Raw genomic sequence first — 16,129 nt, forward strand, 5'->3', positions numbered from 1 at the left:
CTCTACTTCCGCCCACATGATGTCGATCTGCTCGACGGCTGCAGCGGCTGCATAGCCGGCACGGTCGCCGCCAGCCGCCGCGTCGCAGGCACAAGGCGCGTCGAGCTGGAGATCGGCGGCGAGCGCCAGCGCGTCGAGATCGAGCTTCCGGTCGACCATCCCGCCGCGCAGAAGAGCCGCGTCGCCTTCAGGCCGCGGCGCTGGAAGCTTTTCCCCACCGCCTGAGCTACCTTTGGCCCTGACTCCTGCTCCAGCGCCCCAGTCTGGCGCTGTTCAAGAGTCAGCTTGGAAGAAAATCCTAGCAAAGAGCTGTTTCGGCGAGATATTTTCTAGACCCTCCCCCGCCTGTCGGAGCGCGTGCCTCGTCGCTTCAGGCATTCCCGACTATGGTCTCGCTATAGCTTCATTCATTTCCAAGGAGCCTGTTTTCATGAAGCGTCTATTGCTCGGCATCGCAGCTGTTGCCGGTCTCGTCCTCGCGTCCTCCCAAGCCTGGTCGGCCGACAAACTTTTGAATGCATCCTATGATGTCGGCCGCGAGTTGTTCGTCGACATCAACAAGGCCTTCATCGCCAAGCATCCCGGCGTCACCATCGATCAGTCGCATGCCGGCACCTCGGCGCAGGCGCGCGCCATCGCCGAAGGTCTTGCCGCCGATGTCGTCACCTTCAACCAGGTCACCGACGTCGACTTCCTGGTCAAGAAGGGCCTCGTCTCGGCCGATTGGCAGAAGGATTTTCCGGACAACGCGTCGCCCTTCTTTTCCCTGCCCTCCTTCCTGGTGCGCGCCGGCAACCCGAAACACATCAAGGACTGGAACGATCTGGTGCGTGACGACGTGCAGGTGATCTTCCCAAACCCGAAGACATCGGGCAATGCACGCTACACCTATCTCGCCGCCACCGCTTACGCCAAGGAGGCCTTCAAGGGTGACGATGCCAAGGTGAAGGAGTTCATCACCAAGCTCTTCAACAACGTTCCGATCTTCGACACCGGCGGCCGCGCCGCCACCACCACCTTCGTCCAGCGTGAGATCGGCGACGTGCTGATCACCTTCGAGTCCGAGACGCGCGGCATCCGCAAGGAATATGGCGACGACAAGTTCGAACAGGTCACCCCTTCGGTCAGCCTGCTGGCCGAGTTCCCGGTGGCGATCGTCGACAAGGTCGCCGACGATCATGGCAGCCGCGATCTCGCCAAGTCCTATCTCGACTTCCTCTACACGCCGGATGGCCAGGAGATTGCCGCCGAGAACGGCTTGCGGGCTCGCGATGCGACGGTCGCCGCCAAGCACAAGGCCGACTTCCCGGACGTCCGCCTGCTGACGGTGGATGAGGTATTCGGTGGTTGGGACAAGGTTCAGAAAGAGCATTTTGCCGCAGGCGGGCTGCTCGATCAGGCCTATGGCGCCCGCTGAAAGGGCTCCACAATCAGGAAGCGCAAGGAGGCCGGCTTTGCCGGCTTTCTTCTTGTAAGCGGGGCTGCATGAGTTCGCGGGGGAAATCGCGGCCCCAACGTGAAAAACGTTACGAAGAATCAACGCGTTTGTGCCTAAGCTGCACCGGCAAATTGTTGGGCCAGAGGGCGTTCGACGGTCAAACTGTCATGATTTGCACACAAACAACCGCCAGATGCAGGGCGATTGGGGTTTGATGAATTGAATCGGGCATGCTGACCAAAAAAGGCAAATACGGCCTCAAGGCCCTTGTGCATCTTGCCAGCCTGCCGGCTGGCCAGCTTGCATTCGTCAACGACATTGCGGTCGCCAACAACATCCCGAAGAAATTCCTGGATGCGATCCTGGGCGAGCTGCGCAATGCCGGCTTCGTCCAGAGCCGCAAGGGCAAGGAAGGCGGCTATCGCCTCGCCCGGCCCGCTTCCGAGATCAAGATCGGCCATGTCGTGCGCGTGCTCGACGGACCGCTGGCGCCGATCCCTTGCGCCAGCCGCACCCAATACCAGCGTTGCGAGGATTGCGACGAGGCGACATGCCAGGTCCGCCACATGATGCTGGAAGTGCGCCAGGCAATCGCCGAGGTGCTGGACAACCGCAGCCTCGCTGCCATGCGCGACGCCGACAACGACGATTTCCCGGCAGAGCTCACTTCGCAGATCTGAAACGGCTCGCCCTCGACAGAGGCCCCTTGCTTGCTTGTCTGCTTTCGACGCAGTAAAGCGGAGCACGATCCGGAAAAGTGGGTACCGGTTTTCGGACAAGATCATGCTCCATCTAAAAAGTGGAACGGGGCTCTGACGCATGAGGCTGCCTTGGCTTGGCAATTCCCGCAGGGCCAGCCGGCAGCCAACGTCGAACGACATCTATCGCACCGAGATCATCGCCGACGTGCCGGTGCCGGAGCGCAACGAAACCGTTCGCTTCTTCAGCCGCAAGGTAATCCGCCCCGGAAAACTGCGCCGCTTCGCTAATCGGGACCTGCGCGAGAGCCTGCTGTCCTGTTTCTATCTTGGCGTCGCGGCGCTGCTGCCGGTCTCGTCGTGGGAACCCATCTGCGGCCGGGTGTCGGGGCTCCGGCGCAAGCGGCATTTCCGCAAGGAGTTCGCCCGCTACGACATAGCGGTGAAGGCGGTGCTCGGCGACACTGTCGACACGCGAAGAATGTTCGAAGCGCAGCTTGCCGCCGTTCACCGCCGGCGGCTGACGCTTGCTGCGCATCTCGTTGCCGGCTGGCGCTGGTCGCCGGCGATCCGCCTCGAAGGCCTCGAGGCTCTACACCAAGCCCTGCGCAACGGGCGCGGCGTCATCATATGGTGCGACCAGTTCACGGCGCAGACGATCATGGGCAAGCGCGCCTTGCATGAGGCCGGCGTCGATGCCCATCAGGTAAGCGCGCGGTACCACGGTCTTTCGCCAAGCGAATTCGGCTTGCGCGTCATCAATCCGCCATTGGTCAAGGTCGAGAACCGTTTCCTGAAAAGCCGAATCGTCTTTGAGCGCACCGACGCATACCAGGTCACCACGCGCATCCAGAAGGTCCTGAAAGCAAATGGCGTGGTGCTGATGACCAACACCATCTATGCCGGCTCCGCCTTCGCCGAGGCCGCCATGGGCGAACGTGGCTGGACCCACCTCGCCTCGGCGCCGGCAAACTTCGCCGCACGCGCGGGTGCTGCGCTGTTTCATATGGCGACGATCGAGACGATCCCTTTCCGCCAGTACCGGGCTATCGTCAGCGAGCTGAGCGCAGGCACGCAAGCGCCCGCATTGCCGGCGGGGGACACAGCGGCGAAGAACCTTGCGGTCCAGGCGGGATACATCCTGTCGAAGCGCGACCATATGCTGGAAACGCTCAAACTCTGTCCGGAGCAGATGATGGCCTGGTCGAGCGCCACGCGGCTGACCGAGCGGCCAACCGAGGCCGCAATCGGCAATGACGGCGCATGAATACCAACCGATCTAGCGGATGATCTCTTTTACGATCCCGGCGACACTTCGCGTCCCGTCGGCCGTCACCGCCCGCTCGTCCGCGGCAGGCTCTTCCAGCGTGGCGAACTGGCTGTCGACCAGGTTTGCGGGCATGAAATGACCCTTGCGATTGGCGACCCGTCGCCAGGCGGTCTCGCGATCGATCTTGAGGTAAAGGAAGACGACCTCCGGACAAAAGCGGCTCAGCCTGTCGCGATACGTCCGCTTCAGCGCCGAGCACGCCGCCACCGCATTCCGCCCTTCGGCAACGGAACTCGCGATGCGCGCGCCGATGGCGTTGAGCCAGCCCTCGCGCAGCGCATCCGTCAGCGGCTCGCCGCGCGCCATGCGCGCCACATTCTCCGGCGGATGCAGCCGGTCGCCTTCGATGAAGTCGGCGCCAAGAGCCCCGGCAAGCGCTTCGCCGACGGCCGTCTTGCCGCAACCGGCAACGCCCATCACGACGATGGCCGGCGCCGTCCGAAGATCGGTCATGCGAAGCTGCGGTCTTGCGCTTGCCTCATCCACGGTCAGCGGCTTGCCGGCGCGCGCCCGTAGAGCAGAAGCATGGCGACGATGACGACGCCATAGATGATCTGCCGCCCCGCCTCGGGCATCTGCATGACTGAGAGGATGGATTGCAGGAGCGTGATCAGGATCACGCCCGCAACCGTGCCCAGATAGGAGCCGCGCCCGCCGAGGATCGACGTGCCGCCCAGCACGACGGCGGCTATCGACGGCAGCAGATAGGCGTCGCCCATCGACTGCGCCGCCTTTGAAGCATAGCCGGCCAGAAGCACGCCGCCAAAAGCCGATAGGCCGCCGGAGACGGCGAAGGCGATCAGCACGATACGGCGCGTGTCGATGCCGGAAAGATAGGCGGCGCGCTCGCGATTGCCGATGCCGTAGACGGCGCGGCCGAAGCTGGTGCGGGTCAGCACGAAGACCATCGCGGCGCCGATCAGCGCCCAGATGATGACGGCGTTGGGAACGCCCGGGATGGTGAAACCGGTTGCCAGATAGCGCATCGCCGCCGTCGCCGAATCCTGTGGCGAGAAACCGCCCGTATAGACAACCATCAGCCCTTGCGCCACGGCATTGGTGGCCAAGGTGATGATCATCGAGGGAATGCGCAGATAGGCGACGCCGATGCCGTTGACGAGGCCGATCGCGACGCCGCACAGGACCCCGAAAGGAATGGCCAACGCGACGCCGAGCGATCCGTAGGCGGCGGCCGCGCAGGCCATCATCGCGCCTGTGGCCACGGACCACGGCACGGACAGATCGATCTGGCCGAGCAGGATGACCAGCATCATGCCGGTGGCGATGACACCGAGGAAGGACGCGACCTTCAACTGTTGCAGCAGATATTCCGGCGAAAGGAAGCTGCGCGAATAGAGGCTGCCGAGCAGGAGCAGGATCACAATGCAGGCGAAGGAGGTGACAACAGCCGGATCGGCGCGTCGCAGAAATTTGGGCATGCGGCCGGCGATGCCGCCGATGGTCGTTTCGCTCACAGGAACCACTCCAGCCGGTTGCGCACCCGAAACAGCGCGAAAGCGCCGAGGCTGACCGCGATCAATAGGATAACGCCCTGGAACAGCGGCTGCCAGAGCGGATCGAAGTCGAAGACGAACAAGAGGTCGCCGATGGTGCGGAAGGCGAGCGCGCCGAAGATCGCGCCGATGGCGCTGCCCTTGCCGCCGAACAGCGAAACACCACCGAGCACGACGGCGGCGATCGAGAACAGCGTGTAGGCGTTGCCGCTCGCATAGGCCGCCTCGCCCGTATAGGTGAAGAAGGTCAGGAACAGGCCGCCGATGGCCGCAAGCAGGCCGGCAAGCGTGTATGCCAGGAACTTGCCCCTGCGGATCGGCACGCCCGACATGTAAGCCGCCGTCTCCGATGAACCGGCCGCATAAGCGGCGCGCCCGAATTCGGAGCGGCTGAACGGCACCCAGACGACGAGCACGATGACCAGCAGCGCCACGAGGCTCGCCGGCACGACGCCGAAGAAACGCCCGGTCAGGAAATCCGCAAGGTCCTCATTGACCGAACCGCCGGGAACCGGTCGCAAAAGCAGCGCCAAGCCGAAAAAGACGGCGCCCGTGGCTATGGTGGCGACAATCGGCTGCAGCCGACCGTAGATGACGATCGCGCCGTTGACGGCGCCGCAGATGAGCCCGGTGCCGAGCACAGCCAGCACGCCAAACGCCGTCTCCAGGCCGGTGCCGATCACCAGCCATGAAGCCATGCAGTTGGTGAGCGCGAAGATCATGCCGACCGACAGGTCGATGCCTGCGGTGATCACCACCAATGTCTGAGCCATGGCGACGAAGGCCAGCAGCACGCCCTTGTTGGCCGCCGTCTGCACGACATTGGCGGTGAAGCCGGCCGGATGGTTGCCGCTGTAGATGGCGAACATGACGATGAAGATGCCGAATGCCAGCAGCGTCCCGCGCTGCTCGGCCAGCCAGTAGCGCCAGTCCTTCACGCGCCCACTCCCTGCTTCGGCCCGGCACCTTCGCCATGGATGTTGAGCGCGCTGGCGATCAGCGCGTGCTCGGTGATCTCGGCGCCGACCAGCTCGCGCTTGACCGCGCCGTCATAGAGCACCAGCACGCGGTCGCAGCAGCCGATCAGCTCGTCATAGTCGGTCGAATAGAACAGAATCGCGGCGCCCGCGTCGGCCAGCTTGCGCATCAGCTGGTAGAGCTCCTGCTTGGTGCCGACATCGATGCCGCGCGTCGGATCGTTGAGCAGGATGATGCGCGGCTGCCGCATCAGCCATTTGGCGATCACCACCTTCTGCTGGTTGCCGCCGGAGAGCGCGCCGACAGGGATGTCGAGACCCGCTGTCTTGATGGCCAAGAGCCCGACCATGTCGTCGATCAGCCGCTGCTCGGCGACGCGATCGATGATGCCGCCTTTCGAAAGCCTGTCGAGCGCCGCGAAGGACAGGTTCTCACGCACCGTCATCGGCAGCATCAGCCCTTCGGTCTTGCGATCCTCGGGGATCAGCGCCATGCCGATGCGGCCGTGGCTTGCCGCGGTCGGGCTGGCGATCGAAACCGGCTTGCCGTCTATCAGGATCTCGCCTGAAAGGCCGCGCAGCACGCCGAAAAAAGCAAGCAGCAATTCGCGCTGCCCCTGTCCATCGAGACCGCCGAGACCCACGACTTCCCCTGCCCTGACGCTCAACGAGATATTGTCCAGCCGGTCGGCCCAGGAGAGGCTGCGCGCTTCGAGAACCGTCGTCGCGGCCGCAGTTGGACCGGGTTTCGGCGGGAAGATATGGCTGTATTCGCGGCCGATCATCAGCTCGACCACTTCATTGTCGCTCTTCGAGCCGGCGGGGTAGCTGGCGACGTTGCGGCCGTTGCGGAACACCGTGCAGTGGTCGGCGAGCTCGGCGATCTCGTTCATGCGGTGCGAGATGTAGAGCAGCGCCAGTCCTTCTGACCGCAGCCGCTTCAGCACCTCGAAGACCTTGGCGACATCCGCCGCCGTCAGCGCCGAGGTCGCCTCGTCGAGGATCAGGATGCGCGGTTTCCGGGCCAGCGCCTTGGCGATCTCCACCATCTGCCGGCGCGACAGCGGCAGATCCTTGACCAGGGCACAGGGATGGATGTCGGAAGCCCCGGCGCGTGCCAGCGCTTCCTCCGCAATGCGCCGCTGCGCCTTGCGGTCGATCATGCCGAAGCGTTTCGGCGGATCGGAAATGACGATGTTGTCGGCGACGCTCAATTCTGGGATGAGCGACAGTTCCTGGAAGATGCAGACGATGCCGGCCTGATTGGCTGCTGCCGGCGAGGCGAAGCTCACTTCGCGGCCATCGAGCGTCATCGTGCCTTCGTCGGGCGCCACGACGCCGGCCATGACCTTGATCAGCGTCGATTTGCCGGCGCCGTTCTCGCCCAGAATGGCGTGGATGCCGCCGGCAGTGACCGTCAGGTCGGCCTTTTCAAGGGCCCGCACGCCGCCATAACGCTTGGAGATGCCTTCCATGCGGAAGAGCGGAGCCGCGCCGTCCATCAGCCCTCCCTGGCCGTTTCGAGTTGAGAACAGGAGGACGGTGCCGCGAGCTCGCCGCGGCACCGTCCGGTCAGACTATTTGTTTTCCTTGGTCTGGCCCATGATTTCCTGCGCGGTGAAATTGATGCCGCAGGTCGGGAAGGAATTGCCGACGAAGAAATTGTCGGACTGGTCCGGGAAGTAGTCCTGGCCGGCCTTGAAGTTCGGGTCCTCCACGATAGCCAAAGGCAACTTGACCGATTGCGGCACGACATTGCCTTCGAGCGCCGAGATCGCGGTCTTGATGGCAACCGCCACCTGTGCGGGGCCGGTGCCGGCGGACGAGCATTTCAGTCCATCGGCAGCGTGCGCGGCGCAGAATTTGCGGAAGCCGTTTTCCGTCTCGCCGCCGAAGGGCACGAAGGGATGCTTGGCGTCGATCATCGCCTGCACGATGCCGGTGTCGCCGCCTTGCCCGGTGACGCCGTCGAACGGCCCGCTGGTGGCGATGGCATCGGCCGTGGCCTTTTGCGCCACGCCGTCATCCCACTTGCCGACGACCTCGGTGACGTCCCACTTCTTGCCCGACCCATCGAGCACCTCGTGGATGCCGTTGTGGCGATCGGTGTCGACCGAGGTGCCGGCAACGCCGCGCACTTCGAGCACCTTGCCGCCATTCGGCACATGCGCGACCAGCCATTTGCCCCAGAGCTCGCCCAGGCCCTTCTGGTCGACATTGACGTTGATGGCATCCTTGGTGTCGAGGATGTTGTCGAAGGCAACGAGCACGACGCCGGCTTCCTTGGCACGCTTGATGACTGGCCCGAAGGCGGTCGGATTCTGTGCGTTGACGACGATCGCGTCGAAGCCGGAATCGATGAAGTTGTTGATCGCCGAAATCTGCGCCGGCACATCCTCGCCGGTCGACACGACCTTGAATTCCTTGAGCTTCTTGGCGACATCCGGCTGCGCCGCATAGGCCTTGGCCGTCTGGATCATCTGGATGCGCCAGGTGTTGGCGATGTAGCCGTTGGCAAGCGCGATGCGGTAAGGACCGTCTTTTTTCGGAAATTTGAAAAACTGCGTGTCGGCCGCCCATGGCGCAAAGCAGTCCGGCTCTGCCGCGGGTCCCTTGACCACTTCAGGTCCGGCGATCGCCGACGAACCCAGCATGACGAATGCAGTGGCGGCAATGACGCCGCCAACGAGTGACTTGATCATCGATATTCCTCCCAGTTGCAGTTCTGCTTGTGATGAATCCTGGCGCTCACGGTCGGCACCCTCCGCCCACCAAACACGCCCACAGGGACGACCCACGTCGCCCTGATCCTCCTCTCCCCCTCAGTGTTCCTGGCAATTTAGAAAACTATCATATTATACATAATAAACAAGCAAGGACTGTTGCTTATGTATAATAAACAGCCTCCAATCCCGCCAAATGTCGATTTACAGACAAATGGTAGCGCTACCATGATTGGCTGTAAAGCGGTGCCTTCAACATTTTTCCAGGCTCTTCAACGCGCGGTGCTCTCGCGCCGCATGAGCTCGAAACCGAGATCGACGATCCGCTGTTGCGGCCGGTTTCCGGCGATCGCCGCAAGCGCCATGGCGACGGATCGTGTGCCGATTTCATAGCGGTGCGTGCGCACGCTGGTGATCGAGGGAAACGAAACCTGCATCATGTCGAGATCATTGAAGCCGACAATGCCGATCTGTTTTGGCACGTCGATAGAAGCGCGACGGCATTCGAACAGAACGCCGAGCGCGATATCGTCATTGTTGCAGAACACGCCGTCCAGCGTCGGCATCTTGGCCAGTGCGTCACGGAACAGCTCGCGCCCGAGGCTCACGCTTGACGGCACCGGCGTCGTGGTGACCAGCCGCGGATCGAACAGCCCGGCAGCCTCCATGGCGGCGCGGTAGCCGGCAAGGCGCCGCTGCGAACGCGGATCCATCCTGGCGCCGATGAAGCCGATCTTGCGATAGCCGGCCTGCAGAAGGTGCTCGGTGGCCGTCCTGCCGCCGTCGAGATGCGAGAAGCCGACCATCATGTCGACCGGGTCCGGCCCGGTCTCCATCACCTGCACCACAGGGCAGCCGGCATTCTCCAGCAGTCGTCGCGCGCCGGGGGTCTGGTCGATGCCGGCCACGATCAGCGCCGCCGGACGTTGCGATCCGAAGACCTGCAGCAGCCGCTCTTCCTCCAGGCCGGAATAATGCGTGTTGCCGATCTGGATGCGGAACGGGCTGTCGGAGAGACTGTCATAGATGCCGCGCACGACTTCGGCGAAGACGTTGTTGGTGAGCGAAGGCACCAGTACGCCGAACACCTCGGCGCGCGCCGAGGCAAGCGCGCGCGCGTTCGGGTCGGGCACGTAGCCGAGTTCGTCGACCGCTGCCTGTATCTGCCGGCGAAGGTCCTCCGACACCCGTCCGGGCTCGCGCAGCGCGCGCGACACCGTGATCGCGCCGACACCCGCCTTGCGCGCGACATCGGCAATGGTCGGACGGCCGCCGCCGCGGCGGGAGCGCGGCTTGCTCAAGGGCAAGCCCCGTGCGGCAAATCCCGCCCGCTGCGCGCCCGCAATGCCATTGATCTTGGTGTCGCCATCTCGCAGGCCCGTACCGCGTTCATTTGGCTTGGCGTCGCGCAGCCGCGATTTGTTGTCAAGCCGAGGCGTCTTCCTGCAAAAGCGCCGGCACCAGCCCGTCAGGCCACGACGATGACGCTGCGTCTTGCCTTCCAGAACACCAGAAGCATCACCAGGATGTTGAGCAGGTTCCAGGCAATCCCGTTCAGGAAGGCGGCCGAATAGGAACCGGTGAGGTCGTAGATCCAGCCCGACATCCAGCCACCGATAGCCATGCCGAAAATGGTCGCCATGATGACGATGCCCACGCGTTGGCCAGCCTCCTTGGCGGGCATGTATTCCCGCACGATGATCGCGTAGCAAGGCACGATGCCGCCTTGCGACAAGCCGAACACCAGCGAGACGATGTAGAGCGAGGCGAGCCCGTCGAAGGGAATGTAAAAGAACAACGACAGGCATTGCAGAACCGAACCGATCAGCAAGGTCCTCACCCCGCCGATCCGATCGGCGACGAAGCCGGAAGCGAGGCGGCTGACGACGCCGGCGGCCATCATGATCGAGAGCATGTCGGCGCCATGCGCGACGCCATAGCCGAGGTCCAGGCAATAGGCGACGATATGCACCTGCGGCATCGACATCGCCACGCAGCAGCCGAGACCAGCTATCACCAGCAGCATCTGAAGTGCAGCCGGCGACAATGCGATCGGCTGGACCAGGCGCGTGCCTGGCGAGCCTGCGACGACCACCGGAGCACGCCGGCGCAACATCAGAACCAGCGGCACCATCGTCGCCAGGCACGCGATGCCGATTACCAGATAGGTGAAGCGCCAGCCCTCCGCCCGCATCAGCGGCGGTATGATCGCCGGCCAGACCGTTCCGGCGAGATAGCTGCCGGACGCAGCCGCGGCCACCGCAACGCCGCGCCGGCGATTGAACCAGTGCGAGATGTCGGCGATCAGCGGTCCGAAAATCGCCGATGTCCCCAACCCGATCAACAAGCCTTGGGCGAAGGTGAACTGCAGGATTGAATCGGAGAGCGACGCCAGCAGGAAGCAGGCAGCCAGCGCCGTTGAGGAAACAAGCGCCGGGATCCAGTAACCGACACGATCGATGGCGCGCCCGACCAGCACATTGCCGGCCGCGAAGCCAACCATGGTCGCGGTGTAAGGCATCGACGCCGCCGCGCGATCGACGCCAAACTCGGCCTGGACCGCCGGCAGAACGACGACCACCGCCCACATGCCGACACCCCCAATGGTCGCTAGCAACACGGAAATGGCCAGCCTCGTCCAGGCATAAGCGCTGTCTATGCCCGGGGGCGCTGCATTGCTGGAGATCGTCGTCAAGGCGTTCCTGTCCGCTGTTCTCGGAAGTCCGCGGTTCGGCCTCCACTATCGGCGCATTTGCCGGGCCGAGCAGCGCCACGACCGGCCAATCCGTGGCACCAGAACCGGGAACCCGTCTCATTTCCTGGAGTTTTGCCTCAGAGCAATTCCAGGAAAAGTGTCTAACGGTTTTCCGTCCGGAATTGCTGGAAACAAAGAGATGGAGCGGTTCAGCGGCAAACCGGTGAACCGCTCTGGCAAGGAGTTTCGCCATGACCGCAAAGAAGAAATGGTCAGCCGACGTGACCGAGCACAGCGATGCGCTGGATCTCGAGGAGCACGTCTTTGAATCCGACGACGCCAGGAAGATCGCCGCCTCGCTGAAGCGCTCGGCCGAGCACAGCGACCGTCGCAAGGCGGAGCCGTTCCAATCCGCCATGTCGATGTTGAATTTCTACATCAACCGCGCCGGCAAGAACCTGCCTGATGAGCGCAAGAAGGTGCTGGAAAAGGCGAAGGATGAGTTGCGCGTCGCCTTCGGCCGAGAGAAGCAGGATCAGCATTAAATCTGCCAGGTCGGGGCAGACCCTAACGCGATTGGATCACTTCGTCGGTGTTGGCCAACAACTTGCGGACCGCGTTGCGCGCCGCGTCCGGTCTCTTCAGGCGGATATTCCTCTCAATCGCCTCATGCAGCTTCTGGACATGCTGCAGATCGTCCAACTCGCGCGTCGTGTATGCGAAAAGATGGTCGAAGGCGGATTCGATCAGCACGCCCAGCGGCACCAGGAGGTCGTTGCCCGAGGCCCTGAGGATTGCGAGATGGAAGCGCGTGTCGGCGCGGGTTCGCTCCTGCAGGTTGGTGGCCTCGCCCATCTCGCGGCAGGCCTGGCTGATCTCGGCCATCTGCTCGTCAGTGCGCCGCATCGCCGCGAAGGCCGTCGCCTCTGGCTCTATGATATGGCGGAATTCCTGCACTGTCCTCAGGAACACCTCGCGATCCGGCGACGTCGCGTACCAAGCGAGCACGTCGCGGTCGAGAAGGTTCCAGCGTTCCTTCGGCTCGACCCAACTGCCGATCTTGGGTCGCGACGCCAGGAGGCTCTTCGCCATCAGCATCTTGATCGCCTCGCGCACCGCCGAGCGGCTGACGTCGAAGGTCTCCGACCATTTCGCTTCATTGGGCAGGATGGTGCCCGGCGGATAATCGCCGCGCACGATGCGAAGCCCGATCTCGCTGGCCAGAGAGGTGTGCACGCTGGCGCCGGGGATGCGTGGCGCGTCGGCCCGGCGGAAGCCGGCTGGACGCTCCGCGGCCGCCGTCTTCATCGGCTTTTTTTCGTTGTTCGGCTTCGCGTCCCGCATAGGTTCAGAAAATCCCGTTTTCAGGGGCTGTCAAGCACGGCAGGCCCGCTTAGCTACAACCTGCTGAGATGTGCACAGATCAACCGGCATTTGGCCTCGCCTCAGGCGGTTTTGACGTATTTGCGCCAGCTGTGCTCAGGCCGGAAGCCGAGCACGTCGCGCGCCTTCCGGTTGGATAGCAGCGTCTCATATTCGCCGAGTTCAGCGTTGACCGGCACGCCTGGATAAAAGCGCTTCAACAATTCCGCCGTCGGCAGGTCCGACGAGGTATCGTCATTGGCCGCGTTGAACACCTGGTAGCCCAGGCCGTCCTTCTCGATGGCGCGCAGGGTGATCTGGCCGAGGTCGCGCGCGTCGATGTAGCTCCAGGCGATGCGCTTGCGGAAGCCGGGATCGGCGAACCATTTCGGGAAGAGCGAATATTCATGCGGCTCGATGACGTTGCCGATGCGCAGCGCATAGATGTCGGCGCCGCTGCGCAGCGCGAAAGCTCGCGCCGTCTTCTCGTTGACGATCTTCGACAGCGCGTAGGAGTCCATCGGGTCGACGTCATAGTCCTCGTCGAGCGGAAAATGCGTGGGATTGCGCGGCTCGTTGGCAAAGACCAGCCCGTAGGTGGTCTCCGAAGAGGCGATGACGACCTTGCGGATGCCGAGCTTCACCGCCGCTTCGATGACGTTGTAGGTGCCCATCGCGTTGATGCGGAACACCTCGTTGTCCGGCGTGATCATGATGCGCGGGATCGCCGCGAAATGCACCACGGCGTCGACCGGTTGGGCCCTCAGTGAGGGATCGAATTCGTGCAGGCCCATATAGCTCGACAGCGCATTGAACACCTGCCCGCTGTCGGTGATGTCGGTGATAAGCGTGCGCACCTTCGGATTGTCGAGCGGCCTGGTGTCGATATTGAGCACCTGGCAGCCATGTTCGACCAGATACTGAACGACATGCCGGCCGGCCTTGCCGCTGCCGCCGGTGAACATGATCCGCTTCGTCATTTTGCTCTCCACAAGGCTCAGGAATTATGTGTATTGTCAGACAATAAGGTATTCCGCAATCGCTTGCCAACCGCGATCCGCGGAAACCTGCTCGACAAACGCCCGCCGCGCGGGCGCCCATCACCACGAAAGACAGGGAAGAGACGACATGAGCACCACCGCTGCCCGCGAGAATATCGGTTTCATCGGCCTAGGCCTGATGGGGCACGGCATCGCTAAGAACATCGTCGACAAGGGCTATCCGCTGACCTTCCTTGGCCGCAAGAACCGCAAGCCCGCGGAAGACCTTTTGGGACGCGGCGCCAGGGAAGTGGCCACCTCCAAGGAGGTGGCGGCGGCTTCCGACATCGTCTTCATCTGCGTCACCGGCTCGCGCGAGGTGGAGGCGATCATCCGCGGCCCCGGCGGGCTGAAGGAAGGCCTGAAGCAAGGCTCGGTGGTCGTCGACTGCTCGACCTCCGACCCGGTCTCAACCGTGGCGCTCGCCGCCGAGCTCAAGGCGCTCGGCATCGATTATGTCGACGCGCCGCTCAGCCGCACGCCGAAGGAAGCCTGGGAAGGCATGCTCGACGCCATGGTCGGCGCGCCGGACGCGGTGTTCGCCAGGCTGAAGCCGGTGATCGAGACCTGGGCCGGCCGCATCGTCCATATCGGCGACACCGGCGACGGCCATCGCATGAAGCTGCTCAACAACTTCGTCTCGCTGGGCTATGCGGCGATCTATTCCGAGGCCCTGGCGCTGGCGCAGAAGGTCGGCATCTCGCCAGCGCGCTTCGACAGCGTCATCCGCAACGGCCGCATGGATTGCGGCTTCTACCAGACCTTCATGCGCTGGACCTTGGAGGGCGACCGCGACGCGCACAAGTTCACCATCGCCAACGCCTTCAAGGACCTGACCTATCTGGAATCGATGGCTGGCGCGGCCGGCATCGCCAACCCGCTCGGCAACGCAACCAAGAATTCCTTTGCGACGGCGCATGCCGCCGGCCCCGCCGAACAATATGTACCGATGCTCGCCACCCATATCGGCAAGCTCAACGGCGTCGACCTGATGCCTTCGAGGGACGGCGTGAAGCAGAAGATCTAAGAGCAATTCCAGGAAAAGTGCGGGGGCGCCTTGTGGGCGCCCCCTGTTTTTTCGACGGTTTCGATGCAGCCTACTTCTGGATACAGGTGTCGGCCGTTTCCTTGGTGCACTCGTCGAGCCCGGTGAAGACCGGATCGTCGACCTTCTTGCCGCCGATGAGGTCGAGCATCACCGAAGGCGCCTTATAGCCCATTTCGAACGGCCGCTGGCCGACCAGCGCCGTCACCAGGCCTTCCTTGGCGATCGCCACCTCGTCGCCGATCGTGTCGGCGGCGCCGATGACGAACTCGTTCTTGGCGATCTTGTCGGCCATCGGCTTGAACAGGTCGCGATAGGGCTGCGGGGCGCCGAACAGCGGCCAGCCGCCCATGATGCCAAAGGCGTCGAGCTTCGGATTGGCTGCAAGGATGTCGGTCATCGCCTGCACGCCCTTGGCGCCGTCGTCATTGGTGAACACCGGGCAGCCGGGGGCTTCGGTCCAGCCGCCTTCGCCGGCAAGTGCCGCGAGGCCTTCCTTGCCCGTCAGCGCGTCGCGCATGCCTTGCGCGCGGCGCAGAATGTTGTCGGCCGCCGGATTGCCCTCGATGGTGCAGACCGTGCCGCCATTCGGCTTGGCCTTCTTGATGTACTCGCCGATCTTCTTGCCCATAAGGTAGTTGTCGGTGCCGAGATAGGTCTTGCGAAGGGCGGCGTCTTCCTTGGCAAGGTCGGCGTCGACCGTCATGATCGGGATCGACGGATTGGCGCTCTTGATCGTCTGCGCGATCAGCGGCGCGTTGGACGGCGAGATCGCCATCGCGACCGTGTCGGGCTTGCTCAGCATGTCCTGCACGATCTGCGCTTCACCGGCCTCGTCCGAGGTCGATGCCGGGCCGGTATAGAAGCACTCATATTCCGAGCTGGCGTTCTCTTTGTTCCATTTCTCGCAGCCCTGATGGATGGCTTCGAAGAACGGGTTGTCGAGCCCCTTCACGACGATGACGAGCTGTTTCTTGGCCAAAGCCGGCCCGGCGCCCAACGCCATGGCGGCGACGGCGGCAAGCAAAAGTGTTTTCCTCATGTCAGTCCTCCCTTGAAACAGACGGACACCGCGTGCCCGCCACACCGATCAGACCGGATGCGCAAGAACGATGTTGAGCATCTTCCCAATGCTCGTGTTCCGGGCCGGACTGATAAGCATTTGCCGATCCGTTGAGCCAATACTGGCGCAGCCGAATCCTTGATCGTCAAGCCATTTGCCCCTTCCGCCCTATGCGCGCTCGGTGGGCAAATTATTCCTCCGAGGCTAGCTAATATCGGCTTTTCGCCAACGGTCAATTCCTATT

The 16,129-nt window shown here is 63.3% G+C and carries 16 protein-coding genes; 6 read left to right on the plus strand and 10 right to left on the minus strand.

Going from position 1 to position 16,129, the window contains the following annotated elements; genetic code table 11:
- The 4 genes from EOA24_RS08195 to EOA24_RS08210 all read left to right on the plus strand — a co-directional run.
- A partial coding sequence (locus EOA24_RS08195) for a TOBE-like domain-containing protein (RefSeq protein WP_189353882.1) occupies positions 1-225 on the plus strand: 225 nt, incomplete at its 5' end.
- Between the two features lie 205 nt (positions 226-430).
- The gene (locus tag EOA24_RS08200; protein ID WP_126081924.1) at positions 431-1,417 is read left to right on the plus strand and encodes a sulfate ABC transporter substrate-binding protein; all 987 of its coding nucleotides are present in this window, start codon (positions 431-433) and stop codon (positions 1,415-1,417) included.
- Positions 1,418-1,668: 251 nt separating this feature from the next.
- Positions 1,669-2,118, plus strand: a complete 450-nt coding sequence (locus EOA24_RS08205; protein WP_040970141.1) for an Rrf2 family transcriptional regulator — start codon at positions 1,669-1,671, stop codon at positions 2,116-2,118.
- A gap of 139 nt (positions 2,119-2,257) precedes the next feature.
- Complete coding sequence (locus tag EOA24_RS08210) at positions 2,258-3,403, plus strand: hypothetical protein (RefSeq protein ID WP_126081923.1); 1,146 nt, start codon at positions 2,258-2,260, stop codon at positions 3,401-3,403.
- A gap of 12 nt (positions 3,404-3,415) precedes the next feature.
- Here the strand turns inward: EOA24_RS08210 and EOA24_RS08215 are convergent, their stop codons facing one another.
- The 7 genes from EOA24_RS08215 to EOA24_RS08245 form a co-directional block, all read right to left on the minus strand.
- Positions 3,416-3,919 carry a gluconokinase gene (locus tag EOA24_RS08215; protein WP_245466992.1) on the minus strand — a complete coding sequence of 168 codons (504 nt, stop codon included), beginning with the start codon at positions 3,917-3,919 and terminating at the stop codon, positions 3,416-3,418.
- Positions 3,920-3,954: 35 nt separating this feature from the next.
- A complete protein-coding gene (locus EOA24_RS08220) occupies positions 3,955-4,941 on the minus strand; it encodes an ABC transporter permease (protein WP_126081921.1) in 987 nt (328 codons plus the stop codon).
- Positions 4,938-5,918 (minus strand): ABC transporter permease, encoded by a 981-nt coding sequence (locus EOA24_RS08225; protein WP_126081920.1) that lies wholly within the window; start codon positions 5,916-5,918, stop codon positions 4,938-4,940. Before EOA24_RS08225 ends, EOA24_RS08220 begins: the two co-directional genes overlap by 4 nt.
- Positions 5,915-7,459 (minus strand): sugar ABC transporter ATP-binding protein, encoded by a 1,545-nt coding sequence (locus tag EOA24_RS08230; RefSeq protein WP_126081919.1) that lies wholly within the window; start codon positions 7,457-7,459, stop codon positions 5,915-5,917. The genes EOA24_RS08225 and EOA24_RS08230 overlap by 4 nt, the downstream gene beginning before the upstream one ends.
- A 75-nt stretch (positions 7,460-7,534) precedes the next feature.
- Positions 7,535-8,659 (minus strand): sugar ABC transporter substrate-binding protein, encoded by a 1,125-nt coding sequence (locus tag EOA24_RS08235; protein WP_126081918.1) that lies wholly within the window; start codon positions 8,657-8,659, stop codon positions 7,535-7,537.
- Between the two features lie 293 nt (positions 8,660-8,952).
- Positions 8,953-9,981, minus strand: a complete 1,029-nt coding sequence (locus EOA24_RS08240) for a LacI family DNA-binding transcriptional regulator (RefSeq protein ID WP_126081917.1) — start codon at positions 9,979-9,981, stop codon at positions 8,953-8,955.
- A 167-nt stretch (positions 9,982-10,148) separates the two neighbouring features.
- Positions 10,149-11,375 (minus strand): MFS transporter, encoded by a 1,227-nt coding sequence (locus EOA24_RS08245; RefSeq protein ID WP_127258054.1) that lies wholly within the window; start codon positions 11,373-11,375, stop codon positions 10,149-10,151.
- Between the two features lie 251 nt (positions 11,376-11,626).
- On the opposite strand from EOA24_RS08245, the gene EOA24_RS08250 reads away from it, so the two are divergent.
- Positions 11,627-11,920 carry a DUF3175 domain-containing protein gene (locus tag EOA24_RS08250; RefSeq protein ID WP_126081915.1) on the plus strand — a complete coding sequence of 98 codons (294 nt, stop codon included), beginning with the start codon at positions 11,627-11,629 and terminating at the stop codon, positions 11,918-11,920.
- A gap of 22 nt (positions 11,921-11,942) precedes the next feature.
- Here the strand turns inward: EOA24_RS08250 and EOA24_RS08255 are convergent, their stop codons facing one another.
- Together EOA24_RS08255 and EOA24_RS08260 are read right to left on the minus strand one after the other, a co-directional pair.
- Positions 11,943-12,683 carry a FadR/GntR family transcriptional regulator gene (locus EOA24_RS08255; RefSeq protein WP_245463336.1) on the minus strand — a complete coding sequence of 247 codons (741 nt, stop codon included), beginning with the start codon at positions 12,681-12,683 and terminating at the stop codon, positions 11,943-11,945.
- Between the two features lie 137 nt (positions 12,684-12,820).
- Complete coding sequence (locus tag EOA24_RS08260; RefSeq protein ID WP_126081913.1) at positions 12,821-13,717, minus strand: NAD(P)-dependent oxidoreductase; 897 nt, start codon at positions 13,715-13,717, stop codon at positions 12,821-12,823.
- Here EOA24_RS08260 and EOA24_RS08265 point away from each other — a divergent pair.
- Positions 13,701-14,804 carry an NAD(P)-dependent oxidoreductase gene (locus EOA24_RS08265; RefSeq protein ID WP_281059494.1) on the plus strand — a complete coding sequence of 368 codons (1,104 nt, stop codon included), beginning with the start codon at positions 13,701-13,703 and terminating at the stop codon, positions 14,802-14,804. The two genes, EOA24_RS08260 and EOA24_RS08265, sit on opposite strands and share 17 nt — an antisense overlap.
- A 70-nt stretch (positions 14,805-14,874) precedes the next feature.
- On the opposite strand, the gene EOA24_RS08270 is transcribed toward EOA24_RS08265, so the two are convergent.
- Positions 14,875-15,864, minus strand: a complete 990-nt coding sequence (locus EOA24_RS08270; RefSeq protein WP_126081911.1) for a sugar-binding protein — start codon at positions 15,862-15,864, stop codon at positions 14,875-14,877.
- Positions 15,865-16,129: the final 265 nt, after the last annotated feature.

Origin of the sequence: Mesorhizobium sp. M2A.F.Ca.ET.039.01.1.1 (genome assembly GCF_003998035.1) — a bacterium.
In the GTDB taxonomy this organism is placed as follows: Bacteria; Pseudomonadota; Alphaproteobacteria; order Rhizobiales; family Rhizobiaceae; genus Mesorhizobium.

Coding starts and splice junctions, on each gene's coding strand:
- EOA24_RS08200 (WP_126081924.1), top strand. CDS start 431: ATGAAGCGTCTATTGCTCGGCATCGCAGCTGTTGCCGGTCTCGTCCTC.
- EOA24_RS08205 (WP_040970141.1), top strand. CDS start 1,669: ATGCTGACCAAAAAAGGCAAATACGGCCTCAAGGCCCTTGTGCATCTT.
- EOA24_RS08210 (WP_126081923.1), top strand. CDS start 2,258: ATGAGGCTGCCTTGGCTTGGCAATTCCCGCAGGGCCAGCCGGCAGCCA.
- EOA24_RS08215 (WP_245466992.1), bottom strand. CDS start 3,919: ATGACCGATCTTCGGACGGCGCCGGCCATCGTCGTGATGGGCGTTGCC.
- EOA24_RS08230 (WP_126081919.1), bottom strand. CDS start 7,459: ATGGACGGCGCGGCTCCGCTCTTCCGCATGGAAGGCATCTCCAAGCGT.
- EOA24_RS08235 (WP_126081918.1), bottom strand. CDS start 8,659: ATGATCAAGTCACTCGTTGGCGGCGTCATTGCCGCCACTGCATTCGTC.
- EOA24_RS08250 (WP_126081915.1), top strand. CDS start 11,627: ATGACCGCAAAGAAGAAATGGTCAGCCGACGTGACCGAGCACAGCGAT.
- EOA24_RS08255 (WP_245463336.1), bottom strand. CDS start 12,683: ATGAAGACGGCGGCCGCGGAGCGTCCAGCCGGCTTCCGCCGGGCCGAC.
- EOA24_RS08265 (WP_281059494.1), top strand. CDS start 13,701: ATGATCCGCTTCGTCATTTTGCTCTCCACAAGGCTCAGGAATTATGTG.
- EOA24_RS08260 (WP_126081913.1), bottom strand. CDS start 13,717: ATGACGAAGCGGATCATGTTCACCGGCGGCAGCGGCAAGGCCGGCCGG.
- EOA24_RS08270 (WP_126081911.1), bottom strand. CDS start 15,864: ATGAGGAAAACACTTTTGCTTGCCGCCGTCGCCGCCATGGCGTTGGGC.